Here is a 12,605-nt window from a genome sequence, read left to right as displayed (position 1 = left end):
GTGGTCGGCGTGGCGGAGGTGGGGCACGGGGCCGGCGACGCGGGGGTCGTGACGGGCTGGGGCACCGGTGCCGGGCCCCCACCCGCGACCGGGGAGCTCGACGTGCGCGACGCGGTCGGCGTGGGCGTGTCCGAGGGGACGGGGCGGGTGGTGGGCACTGGCCGGTGGGCCGCGGCCGACGGGCCCGGGCGCAGCTGCCCGAGGACGTCACCGGGCGTGCGGGCGGGGCCGTCGGCGGGCCCGGCCACGGCGACCCCGACGACCGCGGCCGCGGCCAGGGCACCGAGCCCGGCGACCACCGGACGCGTCCGGCCCCGGGCACCCACCCGCTCGCGCTGGCCCTCGGTGCCGCGGCGGCGGCGCATCTGCGGGCTCAGGTCGGCCCGCATCGCCGCCAGGCTGTTGCCGGGAGCGGCGAGCAGACCGACCGCGTGCCAGACGAGCAGGAGGGCCACCACGACTGCGGCGAGGGTGAGGCGGCGCGCCGACGCCGCGGCGGTGACCAGCAGCAGCGCCCCCGCCAGGGTCTCGACCTTGTTGGCCCGCACCGCATCCAGCAGGGAGGGCTCGTCACGGGTCTTGGGGGTGCGCAGGAAGACACCCTCCGGCTGCACGAGCCCGCGCACGGAGGCCATCGCCACCGTCAGGCCCAGGGCGAGCCAGAGCCCGAGCGCTCCGAGGGCGTCGCGCCAGCCCGCCGTGGAGCGCAGCCGGAGCGCGGCCAGGGCGCGGCCGACCCCGAGGACGAGCAGGAGCGGCGGGAGCACGAGCAGCAGGCCGCCGACGCGACGCAGCACCAGGCCGCCGCCCAGGGCCAGGTCCGCGGCGCTGACGAACAGCAGGGCGGCGAAGGAGAGCCCGAGCAGGTCGCTGAACCACTGCAGCCCGCCGGAGAGGTAGGCCCAGCGCTGGGCCAGGGTCAGGTGGTTGTCCGGAGAACGGTCCCACGGCATGAGGGAGCGCCAGTGGGCCTTGAGGATCTGCATCCCGCCGAAGCACCAGCGGAACCGCTGCCGCTTGAGGGCCTCGAAGGTCAGCGGCATGACGCCGTGGCCGTAGGGCCGCTCGACGTGCTGGCCGGTCCAGCCGGCGCGCAGCATCTTCAGCGAGACCTCGGCGTCCTCGGTGATGCACCACTCGTCCCAGCCGCCGACGGCCTCCAGCGCACTGCGACGGATCAGCCCCATGGTGCCGCCGAAGATCGCGCCGTCGACCTCGTTGCGGCTCGACTGGGACACCGCGAAGAAGTACTCGTAGGAGAAGAACAGGCGCCGGAAGTAGCTGCTGTGCTTCCACTGCCGGTAGTTCTGCGGCGTCTGGACGAAGCCGAGGTCCTCGCGCTCGGCGAACAGCGTGGCGCAGCGCTGGAGGTAGTCGCGGTCCACGATGTAGTCCGCGTCGACGACGCCGATGACCTCGGCGCGGGCGTCGGTGGCGTGCCGCAGGACGTAGTTGAGCGCCCCGGACTTGTAGCCCGGCCAGTCCTCGAGGTGCACGAACCGGATGCCGTGCGTGTCGCAGAAGTCCCGGACCGGGTGCCACAGCGCGGGGTCCTGGGTGTTGTCGTCGACCATGACGACCTCGTAGGCGGGGTAGTCCAGCCGCAGCAGCGAGGTGAGCGTCTCGATGACCATGTCCGGCGGCTCGTTGTGGGCCGGCACGTGCAGGGAGACGAACGGGTGCCGGGTCGGGGTGCCGACGTGCCCCCGGGGGCTGCGCCGCGGCCAGTCGGTGCGCGCGGCCACGTCCACCACCTCCCAGAGGAAGGCCGCACCCAGCACGAAGGTGACCAGCTCGAGCGCCCAGAGCACCAGGCCGGCCGCGGTGCCGGCGACTCCGCGCCCGGGCGCCAGGGAGTACCCGAGCATGTAGGCCAGGTAGGACACCGCCATGGTCGTGCTGGCCGACCACGCCGCGTGGCCCCGCCAGCTCCACCGGCGGGTGAGGGGCAGCCACGCCACCGCGGCCGCCGTCAGCGTCACGGCCGCCACGGCAGCCGGGCCGGCGCCGGTGCCGAGGAGGACCAGCGCCGCCGGTCCGCACCCCAGGAGCAGGCTGCTGAGCAGCAGCGTCATTGCGCGCCCGGTGCCCGGCCGCTCGCGGCGGGAGGGCGGCGCGACGAACAGCACCAGCGTCGTGACGAGCGTCGCCGCCACGGACGCGAGGAAGACTCCACCGGATGCCGCCACGACGTTAACGGCGCAGGACGATACGCGCTCGAAACGGACATCCGGGACCTGGAGGTCCTACCCGCGGGTAGGACCGGCGCCCCTCCGGGGCCGAGGGCGGGGCCGCGGGCTACCCGGTGGTGAGGCCGGCCACCTGCGCGAGCAGGTCGTAGGAGCGCCGACGCCGGGCCGGGTCGTGCACGTTGGTGGTGACCATCAGCTCGTCGGCGTCGGCCTCCTTGGCCCGGCGCTGCAGCGCCTCCCAGACCACGTCGGGCGTGCCCACGGTGGCGAACCGGGAGAACGCCTGCGCCATGCCCCGCTCGGCCTCGGTCCACGGGTGCGCCGCCGCCTGCTCGGGGGAGGGGAGCGGCCCGGGCCGCCCCTGGCGCAGTCGCACCATGGAGAGGGCGGCGGCCTGACCGAGCAGGTCGGCCTCCTCGGCGGTGTCCGCCACGATGGCCGCGACCGCCAGGATCGCCCGCGGCTGCGTCGGGTCACCCTCACGCCCCGACGGTCGGAACCCCTCGCGGTAGAGCCGGATCGCCTCGGCCGGGTCGGCCTCGCCGAAGTGCCCGGCGTAGGCGAAACCGGTGCCGTACGCCGCCGCGGCCTGGGCGCCGTACAGGCTGGATCCGAGGATCCACACCGGGGGCAGGGCGATGTCGGTGGGCTGGGCCACGATCGGCGCGAACGGGTGCCCCTCGGGGAAGCCGTCGACGTAGCCGAGCAGCTCGGAGTACTGCTGCGGGAAGTCGTTGGCGGCCAAGGCCTCCCGGCTGCGGCGCAGCGCGAAGGCCGTGAGCTGGTCGGTGCCCGGCGCCCGGCCGATGCCCAGGTCGATGCGCCCGGGGTGCAGGCCCTCCAGGACGCGGAAGGTCTCGGCGACCTTCAGCGGGGCGTGGTTGGGCAGCATGATCCCGCCCGCTCCGACGCGGATCCGCGAGGTGGCCGCGGCGACCGTCGCGATCATCACCTCGGGGGCGCTGCTGGTGACGCTGGCGATGTTGTGGTGCTCGGCCACCCAGAACCGGGAGTAGCCGGCGGCCTCGGTGCTGCGGGCCAGCTCGACGGTCTCGTGCAGCGCCTGCGACGGCGGGCGGCCGGAGGCGACGGGGGACAGGTCCAGGACGGAGAGCGGGAGGGTCACGCGAAGGGGCAACCGGGCGCCGGCACCGGTTGTTCCCGGTGGGCGCACCGCGCCACCGTCAGCCCGGGCCGGACGGCGGCCGCGAAGGGTAGGGTCCGCCGCGTGCGCGACCTCGCCCTCCTGCCCAAGGCCCACCTGCACGTGCACCTGGAGAGCACGGTGCGCTGGGAGACGCTGCGCGAGATCGGTGACGCCAACGGCGTCCCGGTGCCGGAGCACCTGGCCGGCGGCCGCACCCGCTTCGCGGACTTCCGGGACTTCGCCGACCAGAACGCGCTCGTGCGGGCGTGCCTGCAGCGGCCCGAGGACTTCACCCGCGTCGCGCGGGAGTTCTGCGAGGACGCGGCCGGTGACGGCACGGCATACGCGGAGGTGACCTTCACCGCGGCGTCGCACGGCGAGCGGCTCGGCGACCCGGCCATGCCGCTGGAGGCGGTCCTCGCCGGTCTGCGCGAGGGCGAGGCGGCACACGGGGTCACCACCGGCGTCCTGCTGGACCACTCCCGCCGGCGGTCGGTGGAGCGCGCGAGGTGCACCGTGGACCTGGCGCTGCGGCACCGCGACGACGGGGTCCTGGGGTGGGGTGTGGCGGGGGAGGAGTCCTACCCGCTGGCGCCGTTCGAGCCGCTCGCGCGGGAGTCGGCCGAGGCCGGGCTGCACCTGGTGCACCACGCCGGGGAGGCCTGCGACCCGGACAGCATCCGCGAGGCCCTCGGCGCCGGTCGGGCCGAGCGGATCGGGCACGGCATCCGCGTGCTGGACGACCCCGACCTGGTGGCCGAGGTCCGCGACCGCGAGATCGCGCTGGAGGTGTGCCCGTCCTCCAACGTGGGGCTCGGGTTCGTGCCCGACTGGGCGGCGCACCCGCTGCCCCGCCTCGTGGCCGCCGGCCTGCGGGTCACCCTCAACACCGACGTGCCGTCGGTGCTGGGGGTGGATCTCAGCGAGGAGTATGCGCGGGTCCGCGCCACCTTCGGGTGGGGTGACGACCAGCTCGCGGACCTGGCGCGCTCAGGTGTCGACGCGTCGTTCGCGCCGGCGCCGGTGCGGGCCCGCATGCACGCAGGCATCGACGCGTGGGCGTCGATGCCTGCGGGATGAGCCGGGTGGCCGGGCGTCAGTTGCGGCCGAGCGTGGGCGCGGCGACAGCGACGGCGTCGAGGTAGCCGGCCACGTCCGAGGCGCTGGTGAAGCGCCGGTCGTAGGGCAGCTGGTTCAGCTGCCACAGCACCTCGCTCGGGGTGCGGCGGCGCAGTGCCAGCACCATGAGGTCCTCGGCGGTGACCGGGTAGTGGACACCTGTCAGGATCCTCGCCAGGTCCTCACGGGAACTGGACCTCGAAGCGGTCTGCTGCGTCAGCATGTCGTCTCACCTTCGCCGTACGGTGCCCCTCTGGTTACCCACGAATCGGACATCCCAACCGGGGCGGCCGTGCAGCCGGCGCGGTCGAGCGTCGCGGGTCGTCGGGGCGGTGTCCCTACCGTGCCAACGGCCCACACGATGCCGTAGTGCCGAAGGTCCCGACCATCGGCCGAACGGACGAGATGAGCCTCGCCCGGCGGGGTGAGCAGGGGGTGAGGGCGGGGTGAGCGGGAGCTGAGCAGCGGGCGTCCGCCGGGCGACGCCGACCCCCGAGGGTGCTCACGGCTGGCGGGGGCGCGGCGGCCTCAGGACAGCGTCAGCTCGCTCACCGCGCCCAGGACCGGACCCACCTTCTCGTCGTGGTGGGTCTGCTCGAACCGCACCCCGGCCGAGCGGCCGTGGAGGGTGAGGGTGGCGATCTGGTCACCGAAGAACGGCCCGCAGAGCCGGCGCCACTCGATCGGCACCGCCGGGACGTGCGAGACCCGCTTGAGCAGGAACCGCACCGACTTCTCCGTGGCCCGCCACCAGGTGATCCGGAAGACGACCTTCATGAACCACGGCACGTAGTTGTGCAGGGGCGAGCAGGTGAGCTGGTAGACCGCACTGTCGATATCCCGCGGGAAGTCGGCGCGCGCGGCATACGCGTGGTGGACGTCCCCGGAGAGCACGCAGATGGTGGCCGGCGCGCGACCGCTGGGGGAGGTCTCGCCCCGGCCGACGCGGGCGAAGAGGTCGGTGAGCCAGTCGAAGGACCTGCGGAAGGCCGCCCAGTGCTCGAGGTCGGCGTCGCGGCGGGCCTTCTCGCCCCAGCGGGCCAGCCGGCGGCCCTGCACCCCGCTGGCCAGGCGCTCGTCCCAGGACTCCACGTCGTGCAGGGCGCGCGGCAGCAGCCACGGCAGGGACGTGCCGACGAGCAGGTGGTCGTAGTCGCCCTGCACCTGCTCGGCCACCCACGCGAACTCGCCCTCGGAGAGCATCGAGCGGGCCTCGCCGTCGAGAATGCGCCCGCACCGGGAGTCCAGCACCAGCAGCCGCACCGGTCCGAGGTCGCGCCGGAACGACCACTGCGCGCCCTTGTGGCCGTCGGCCTCCTTGTCGGCGGCCGTGGCGAACTCGCGCAGCAGCGCCTCGGCGTCACCCTCGTGGGTCCGCACCTTCTGGTAGAGCGTCTCCTGCTCCAGCGCCTGCGGCGAGAGGTTGCCCAGGTGCTGGTAGACCCAGTACGACGACAGGCCCCCGATGATGCGCTCCTGCCACCAGTCGGTGGCCTGCATCTCGCGGCGCCAGGAGCCGGAGGTGTTCCAGTCGTCGCGCACGTCGTGGTCGTCGAAGATCATCGAGCTGGGGATGGTCGAGAGCAGCCAGCGCACCTGCGGGTCCGACCACGACTCGTGGTAGAGCCACGTGTACTCCTCGAAGTCCCTGACCTCCAGGCCCGGCGCCTGGTCGGGGTCGCGGCGCTTGCGGATGCGCTCCTGCGTCGCCTCGGAGGTCTCGTCGGCGTAGACCTGGTCGCCGACCAGCAGCAGCGCGTCCGGCCAGCTGTCGACCGGCAGCCGCATCACCCGGCGGGCGTAGGCGTCCAGCGCGTCGGGGTCGAAGTGGCTGTCGTTGCCGACCGCCTCCGGCGTGGCGTAGCGGCAGGAGCCGAACGCCAGGGTCACCGGGCGGCCGGGGGACAGGGTCCGGATGCGGGAAGGCGGGTATGCCGTGTCCGCCGGTGGCCAGACCACCTCACCGTCGAGGGACACCTGGTAGTCGGTGACCGAACCGGGTGCCAGGCCCTGCACCGTGACCAGGGCGAAGTGGTGCCCGGAGACGGTCCACGTGCGCTCGCTGTTGCCGAGGACCTCGACGGTGCAGGGCGTATCGGTCTCGACCCAGACGGTGGCGTCCTCCTCGCCGACGTGGCGCAGCAACGGGCCCAGCAGCAGTCGGCTCATGGCGTAGGTCTACCACCCGGCGCCGGTTCCCGGCGGCCGCGCCACTCTCGCGAGGCGGAGGTACACCCGCCCCGGCCGCCTGTCATCAGCCCTGTGGCTCGTGCATCGGGGCGACCCGGTGCTGCTGCGGCGAGCCGACGCGCGGGAGGCCCAGGGGCCGCACGGTCGAGGGAAGCGGTCTCCCCCTGGGCCGCCCGTCCCTCACGAGGCACCCATGGCGAGATCACCACACCCCCTCCGCGTCCCCGCGGTCCTCGGCACGGCCGCCCTGCTCCTCGCGACCGGCACGATGGCCCTGGCCGCGCGCGTCCCGCAGTCCCGGTCGACGTCCCTCGTGGCCGCCTCACCCATTCCGTCGGCCACGGCGTCGGCCGCCGCGGCACAGGCAACCACCGACCCCGCCCCCACGGCGCACCCGACACCCACGCGTGCCACCACCCCGACGGTCCGTCGACCCTCCCCGGCGCGGACCACCGCGCGGCCGCGCGCGACGTCCACTGCGAGACCGAAGCCCACCGTGCAGACCTCCTCGGCGGCGGCACCGGCCGGCGTGGCCGGGGTGCCGGCTGCACTCCGCTACGCGGTCGCGCGGATCCCGTCATACCGTCCGGGCGTGGTGTCCGCCTGGGTCTGGAGCGACCGCTACGGCCACTACGGCGCCACGAACCTCGCCACCCGGGAGGTGACGATCTCCCCGCGGGTGCCCGCGGGGCTGCTCTACTCGGTGGTCGTCCACGAGTACAGCCACGCCCTGGCGATCTGGGTCTACGGGAGCTCGGCCGGCGCCGACGCCGCGTTCGTGCGCACGTTCGGCGGCTCGGCCGGGACGGCACGGGAGCTGGCCGCCGACTGCATGGCGATCGTGCAGGGCGCGACGTGGACCAACTACACCTCGTGCGGCAACACCGCCTGGCGTCAGGCGGCGCGGGTGCTGGTGTCCGGGCGACGCCTGTGACGGCCGGGCTCAGCAGCCGGGGCGGGTGACCATCGGGGTCGGGAGCTTGGGCGGGGGCGGTGCGGCGGCCTCGGCCTCGGGCACCAGGGCGGTGTAGGCGTTGCCCAGGACCAGGTCGACGGTGGCGCCGGTGCGGGGCAGGAGCACCATCTTCACGTCCTGGACCTGCCGGGCCAGGAGCCGTGCAGCCGGCTCCCCGTCCTCGCCGTAGCGGACCTCGGCCGTGCCGAGGACCACGCGAGTGGGGTCGTTGCCGACCTTGGCGACGTGGAACCCGCGGGTGCGCACCTCGGCGGCCACGCTGCTGGCCAGGCCGGTGCGGAAGGTCGTGTTGAGGACGTTGACCGTGACCTTGCCCGGAACCGGCATGGGCAGCGGGGGCGCCGGCTTGAGCGAGTGGAAGTCCGGGCCGAGCACGAGGTCGACCCGGGTGTCGGTGCGCGTGTCGTTGACCAGCCGGGCATCGGCGACCAGGCCGGCGACCAGGAGCGCGGCGTCCAGGCCCTTGTCGCCGTAGCGCACCTCGGCCGGCGTGCGGACCACGCCCTGGGCGGGGTCGTTGGCGACCTTGCCGATCCGGTAGCCGCGACGGGCCAGGACCTTGGAGGTGGTGTGGGCCAGGCCCGCCCGGTCGCTGCCGTTGTAGACGTTGAGCACGAAGCTGGCCGGTGACGGGGCGGGGACGGCGACCGGGGTGCACGTCTGCCCGGCCGCGAGGGCCGAGGGGCGCCAGCCGCTGTAGTAGGCAGCCGAGTAGCCGAAGGCGAGGACCATGAGGGACAGGACCGAGACCAGGACGACGGTGTGCCGGCGCCGCAGGCGGCGGGTGCGCAGGGCTCGTGGGGAGTCCTCGACGACGTCCACTGGTCCACCCCCTCCCACACACGTCCGGGCGCGCCATTTTCTCCGATCATGGCGCGACGCGCCTGTCCGGGTAGGGACTTCCGGGCAACGAAGTGGTTGCGGTTCCACGGGTTGGACACCCGGCCGGCCCTCGACTCGGGCGATGCTCACCCGTCCACCGGATGTGCTCGGCGGCGAGGGGGGTCTTGACTGGTCCCATGCAGTGGGCCCTGGTCCTGGTCGTCGTGCTGGCAGTCGCCTTCGACGTGTCGAACGGGTTCCACGACTCCTCCAACGTCACCGCGGCGATGGTCGCGACGGGCGCGGCGACGCCAGGTGGGGCGGTCACCCTCTGTGCCGTGTTCAACCTGCTCGGCCCGGTCATCGCCGGCACGGCGGTCGCCGACACCGTGGGCGGGATCGTCGAGGTGAACCCCGCGAGCACCCTGGGCATCCTCATCGCCGCGTTGGGCGCGGCGCTGACGTGGAACCTGCTCACCTGGTGGCGCGGGCTGCCCTCGTCGTCCTCGCACGCGTTGGTGGGTGGCCTCGTCGGCGCGGCGGTGGTCGACTCCGGGGTCTCTGCCGTCAACTGGGGCGGCCTGGACGGCCTGCGCCCGGTGGGGGTGTGGGGCGTGCTGATCGGGTTGGCCCTCTCGCCGCTGGTGGGGGCGGTGGCCGGTTGGGCCGTGGAGCTCCTCGCCCGGCGGGCCCTGCGCCGCGCACGGCGGACGGTGCAGAAGCCGGTCCTGCGCTCGGAGTGGGTCACCGGCTCGGCGCTGGCGTTCTCGCACGGCACGAACGACGCCCAGAAGACGATGGGCCTGATCACCCTGGCGCTGGTCGTCTCCGGGCAGGTCGAGGCCTTCGTCGTGCCCCTGTGGGTGAAGGTCGCCTGTGCCACCGCCCTCACCGTCGGGACGGCCCTCGGGGGCTGGCGGATCGCCAGCACCATCGGCCGCGGGATCTACCGGATCCGGCCGCTGGACGGCCTGGTCAGCCAGGGCTCGAGCGCCGGGGTGATCGGCGTGGCAGCGTTCCTGGGGGCGCCGGTCAGCACCACCCACGTCGTGGCCTCCTCGGTGGTCGGGGTCGGCGCGGCGCAGCGTCGGCGGCACGTGCGCTGGCCCGTGGTGCGGGAGATCCTGCTGGCCTGGCTGGTGACGCTGCCCTCCTGCGCCCTCATGGGCGCGCTCGGCGGGCTGGTGGCCCGGAGGCTCGCATGAGACGCCACTGGTTCCTGCCCGAGACACCCGACGTCATCGGGACCCTCTCGCGCCAGGCCGAGGTCACGGTCACCGGCCTGACCGCGATGGTGGCGTGGGCCTGCGGCACGGGGACCGGGGCGCCGGTGCGCGAGGCCGAGCACCAGGCGGACGCGATCCGGCGCGAGCTGTCCGGGCAGCTGCGCGTGGCCTTCAGCACCCCCGTCGACCAGGAGGACCTGTTCACCCTGTCCGAGCGGCTGGACATGGTCCTCAACACGGCCAAGAACGTGGTGCGGGAGGCCGAGGCGCTCGAGGTGGTCCCGGACCGTGCCCTGGCCGACATGGCCGCGATCGGCCTCGACGTGGTGCGCGAGCTGGCGGCGGCACTGCCGGCCCTGGCGGCCGACCCCGACCAGGCCACGGCGCACGCCGACGCGGCCGTGACGGCCGAACGGGGGATGGAGAAGCGCTACCGCGCCGCCATGCACGACTCCCTGGCCATCGCCGACCTGCGGGCGGCGGTGAACCTGCGCGAGATCTACCGCCGCATGCTCGAGCTCGGCGAGGCGGAGGTCCGGGTGGCCGACCGCGTCTGGTACGCCGTGGTCAAGGAGGGGTGAGGCCGGCCGCCGGCTCAGGCCAGCGACATGAACAGCTTCTCCATCTTCTGCGCATCGACGCTGTCCGCACCGCCCGGCTCGGACAGGCACTGCTTGAGCCCGGTGGAGATGATGGCGAAGCCCGCCCGGTCCAGGGCCCGGTTGACGGCGGCGAGCTGGGTGACGACGTCGGCGCAGTCACGGCCCTCCTCGATCATGCGGGTCACGGCGGCCAGCTGTCCCTGCGCGCGGCGCAGGCGGTTGAGCACCGGGCCCATCTGGTCGACGTCGAGCTCCATCGTGGTGCCTCCTGGGCTGGGGTGCGGCGCCGGAGGGCGCCCGGGCAGGAATCGGTCCGGGGGTGTCAAGGGTCGACCGCAGACAGGTATTCCGGGACTCGCCGTTCCGGGGCCCGCCGGCAGGAGGGGCGAGGGGGACGGCATACAGGGGGACGGCGAGGGGGCGCACCGTGACGGTGCGCCCCCTCGGGGTGGTGCGTCGTGCCGGCCGGCCGCGTTGGCGGCCTCAGTGGCTGACGACGTCCACGTCCGCCGCACGCACGTAGGCCACCCGGTGCCCGAAGGACACCTCGTAGTAGCGGTCCCGGCCCACGATGTCGACGTGGTCGCCCGGGGTGTCCGGCGAGAACGTCTTGGCCTTGTAGTAGTCGGTCGGCACGGCGGCGTCGGTGAGCACGTAACGCTGGCCGGGCGCCATCGAGTACTGCAACGGCACCACAGCCTGCGGGGTCTCACCGGCGGGGTAGGCCGACGCCTCGGGGTAGGCCCGGCCGTAGACCGGCACCGAGGTGCGGCCGGCCTTCGGAGTCACCAGCAGCCCTCCGACGGCGATGGCCGTCGGCGCGTCCGCGGGGTTGCGGAACCACGCCTTCTGCCCGAGGTACCAGATCGCGGTCCAGTCACCCGAGCGGCCGGCCACGGCGTACTCCACGCCGGCGGTCGCGCGGGCCCCGATGTCGGCGACCTCCGTGGTGCTGGGGCTCCCGTCGGGGTGCAGGCCGATGTCGCTGACGAGCGGTGAGGCCTCGTCGGGCGCGGTGTGCAGCGGGACGAAGTTGGTGCCCTGGGCGGGGCACGGCGCCCCGGCCGTGGTGCACCCGGTCACCTTCTGGACGTTGTCCTCGAAGCCCGGCAGGATCCGCACGACGTCCTGGCCGGGGGTGCCGCGCCGGGCCGAGAGCGGGGCGCCCATGAGCGCGAAGTAGTGCTCCCAGTCCCAGTAGGGGCCCGGGTCCCAGTGCATGCCGCGGACCGTGGACGGGGTCGTGCCGGGCACCTGGTCGTGGCCGATGATGTGGGCCCGGTCGCGCGGGATGCCGTACTCGTCGGTGAGGTGGCGCACCAGCCGGGCGGAGGCGCGGTACATCGGCTCGGAGTACCACGTGGCGCCCTGGGCCGCGAAGCCCTCGTGCTCGATGCCGATGGAGTGGGCGTTGACGTACCAGTTGCCGGCGTGCCAGCCGACGTCCTTGGGGTCGAGGTGCTGGTCGACCTGCCCGTCGGAGGAGCGGACGCTGTAGTTCCACGCCAGGTAGGTGGGGTCCTGCACGAGCTTGAGGGTCGTGTCCCAGCTGGCCTCGGTGTCGTGGATGACGATCGTGGTCAGGCGCGGGGACGCCGGCCGGTGGGCCAGGTCGTGGTTGCCGTAGTCCCCGGCGCCCGGGCCGTACTGCGCGTAGGGCGCCCCCACCCATTGGCAACCGAGGCCGGGCGGGCAGTCCAGGCGCGGGTCGGTCCGCGGGGTCGCGAGGTGCAGCCGGTCGACGTCGGCGCGCCGGGGCGTGGCCGGGGTCGGGGCGAGGCTGACGTCCTGGCCGTCCGCGGTGGTGCGCGCCGCGCCTGAGGCCAGCACGGCATACACGTCGTCGGCGAAGGTGACCGCCGAGTCGCGCTCGGGCGAGCCGCTCGCGTCGGCGACGGTGGCGTACCACGCGCCCGGTTCGGAGGACGTGCCCGAGGGCAGGCCGAGCGCCTTCTGCCGCTCGGCCAGCAGCGCGGCCCCGCCGAGGATGTTGGCCGAAGGGTCGTCACGCAGCACCTGCGGGCTCACCCCCAGCAGGTCGGCGGCCCGCCCGAGGGTGTCCACGTCCAGGCGGCGCTCGCCGCCTGCCGGTATGCCGTCGCGGCCGTCGCGCTCGAACGCCGCGCCGTCGACGAGGTGCATCGGACCGTAGCCGCCGTCGGTGCTGTGCTGGCCGGCGTGGCCCTCCCAGCGCGTCCAGGAGTAGGACACCGCCTCGAGGACGGACTCGGGGACGCCGAACCGCGTTGCGGCGCGCGCGAAGGCCTCCTCGCGGGCGTGCGGCCCGGAGGACCCTGCGGCCGGGGCGGCGGGGCTGGCAGTGGCCGGCCC

General features: G+C 74.4%; 11 protein-coding genes. 4 read left to right on the top strand and 7 right to left on the bottom strand.

The window, feature by feature from the left end; genetic code table 11:
* Together VF825_RS16115 and VF825_RS16110 are read right to left on the bottom strand one after the other, a co-directional pair.
* A partial coding sequence (locus VF825_RS16115) for a glycosyltransferase (RefSeq protein WP_331115162.1) occupies positions 1–2,156 on the bottom strand: 2,156 nt, incomplete at its 3' end.
* Positions 2,157–2,298: 142 nt separating this feature from the next.
* Positions 2,299–3,318, bottom strand: coding sequence for an LLM class flavin-dependent oxidoreductase (locus VF825_RS16110; RefSeq protein ID WP_331115160.1), 1,020 nt, complete (start codon positions 3,316–3,318; stop codon positions 2,299–2,301).
* Between the two features lie 102 nt (positions 3,319–3,420).
* On the opposite strand from VF825_RS16110, the gene add reads away from it, so the two are divergent.
* Positions 3,421–4,419: an adenosine deaminase gene (add, locus tag VF825_RS16105; protein WP_331115158.1), complete on the top strand. Its 999-nt coding sequence runs from the start codon at positions 3,421–3,423 to the stop codon at positions 4,417–4,419.
* A gap of 16 nt (positions 4,420–4,435) precedes the next feature.
* Here add and VF825_RS16100 read toward each other — a convergent pair whose 3' ends face one another.
* Both VF825_RS16100 and VF825_RS16095 read right to left on the bottom strand, forming a co-directional pair.
* On the bottom strand, positions 4,436–4,681 hold the full coding sequence (locus VF825_RS16100) for a DUF2795 domain-containing protein (RefSeq protein WP_331115156.1): 246 nt from the start codon (positions 4,679–4,681) through the stop codon (positions 4,436–4,438).
* Between the two features lie 305 nt (positions 4,682–4,986).
* Positions 4,987–6,627 carry an alkaline phosphatase D family protein gene (locus tag VF825_RS16095; protein ID WP_331115154.1) on the bottom strand — a complete coding sequence of 547 codons (1,641 nt, stop codon included), beginning with the start codon at positions 6,625–6,627 and terminating at the stop codon, positions 4,987–4,989.
* Positions 6,628–7,144: 517 nt separating this feature from the next.
* Here VF825_RS16095 and VF825_RS16090 point away from each other — a divergent pair.
* On the top strand, positions 7,145–7,582 hold the full coding sequence (locus tag VF825_RS16090; protein WP_331115152.1) for a hypothetical protein: 438 nt from the start codon (positions 7,145–7,147) through the stop codon (positions 7,580–7,582).
* Between the two features lie 9 nt (positions 7,583–7,591).
* Here the strand turns inward: VF825_RS16090 and VF825_RS16085 are convergent, their stop codons facing one another.
* Positions 7,592–8,446 (bottom strand): LytR C-terminal domain-containing protein, encoded by an 855-nt coding sequence (locus VF825_RS16085; protein WP_331115150.1) that lies wholly within the window; start codon positions 8,444–8,446, stop codon positions 7,592–7,594.
* A 197-nt stretch (positions 8,447–8,643) separates the two neighbouring features.
* Here VF825_RS16085 and VF825_RS16080 point away from each other — a divergent pair, with 197 nt between their 5' ends.
* Positions 8,644–9,651, top strand: a complete 1,008-nt coding sequence (locus tag VF825_RS16080) for an inorganic phosphate transporter (protein WP_331115148.1) — start codon at positions 8,644–8,646, stop codon at positions 9,649–9,651.
* Positions 9,648–10,253, top strand: coding sequence for a DUF47 domain-containing protein (locus tag VF825_RS16075; protein ID WP_331115146.1), 606 nt, complete (start codon positions 9,648–9,650; stop codon positions 10,251–10,253). The genes VF825_RS16080 and VF825_RS16075 overlap by 4 nt, the downstream gene beginning before the upstream one ends.
* Positions 10,254–10,267: 14 nt before the next feature.
* On the opposite strand, the gene VF825_RS16070 is transcribed toward VF825_RS16075, so the two are convergent.
* Together VF825_RS16070 and VF825_RS16065 are read right to left on the bottom strand one after the other, a co-directional pair.
* The gene (locus VF825_RS16070; protein ID WP_331115143.1) at positions 10,268–10,531 is read right to left on the bottom strand and encodes a metal-sensitive transcriptional regulator; all 264 of its coding nucleotides are present in this window, start codon (positions 10,529–10,531) and stop codon (positions 10,268–10,270) included.
* 226 nt (positions 10,532–10,757) lie between these two features.
* Positions 10,758–12,605 (bottom strand): peptidoglycan recognition family protein (locus tag VF825_RS16065; RefSeq protein ID WP_331115141.1); only part of this gene is annotated, 1,848 nt, incomplete at its 5' end.

It is taken from the genome of Oryzihumus sp., assembly GCF_036391795.1.
Classification (GTDB): Bacteria; Actinomycetota; Actinomycetes; order Actinomycetales; family Dermatophilaceae; genus Oryzihumus.
This window is presented reverse-complemented; position numbering and strand designations above follow the sequence as displayed.

Bases quoted from the DNA above. Each gene is read 5' to 3' on its own strand.
- VF825_RS16100 (WP_331115156.1), bottom strand. From the start codon at position 4,681: ATGCTGACGCAGCAGACCGCTTCGAGGTCCAGTTCCCGTGAGGACCTG.
- VF825_RS16095 (WP_331115154.1), bottom strand. From the start codon at position 6,627: ATGAGCCGACTGCTGCTGGGCCCGTTGCTGCGCCACGTCGGCGAGGAG.
- VF825_RS16080 (WP_331115148.1), top strand. From the start codon at position 8,644: ATGCAGTGGGCCCTGGTCCTGGTCGTCGTGCTGGCAGTCGCCTTCGAC.
- VF825_RS16075 (WP_331115146.1), top strand. From the start codon at position 9,648: ATGAGACGCCACTGGTTCCTGCCCGAGACACCCGACGTCATCGGGACC.
- VF825_RS16070 (WP_331115143.1), bottom strand. From the start codon at position 10,531: ATGGAGCTCGACGTCGACCAGATGGGCCCGGTGCTCAACCGCCTGCGC.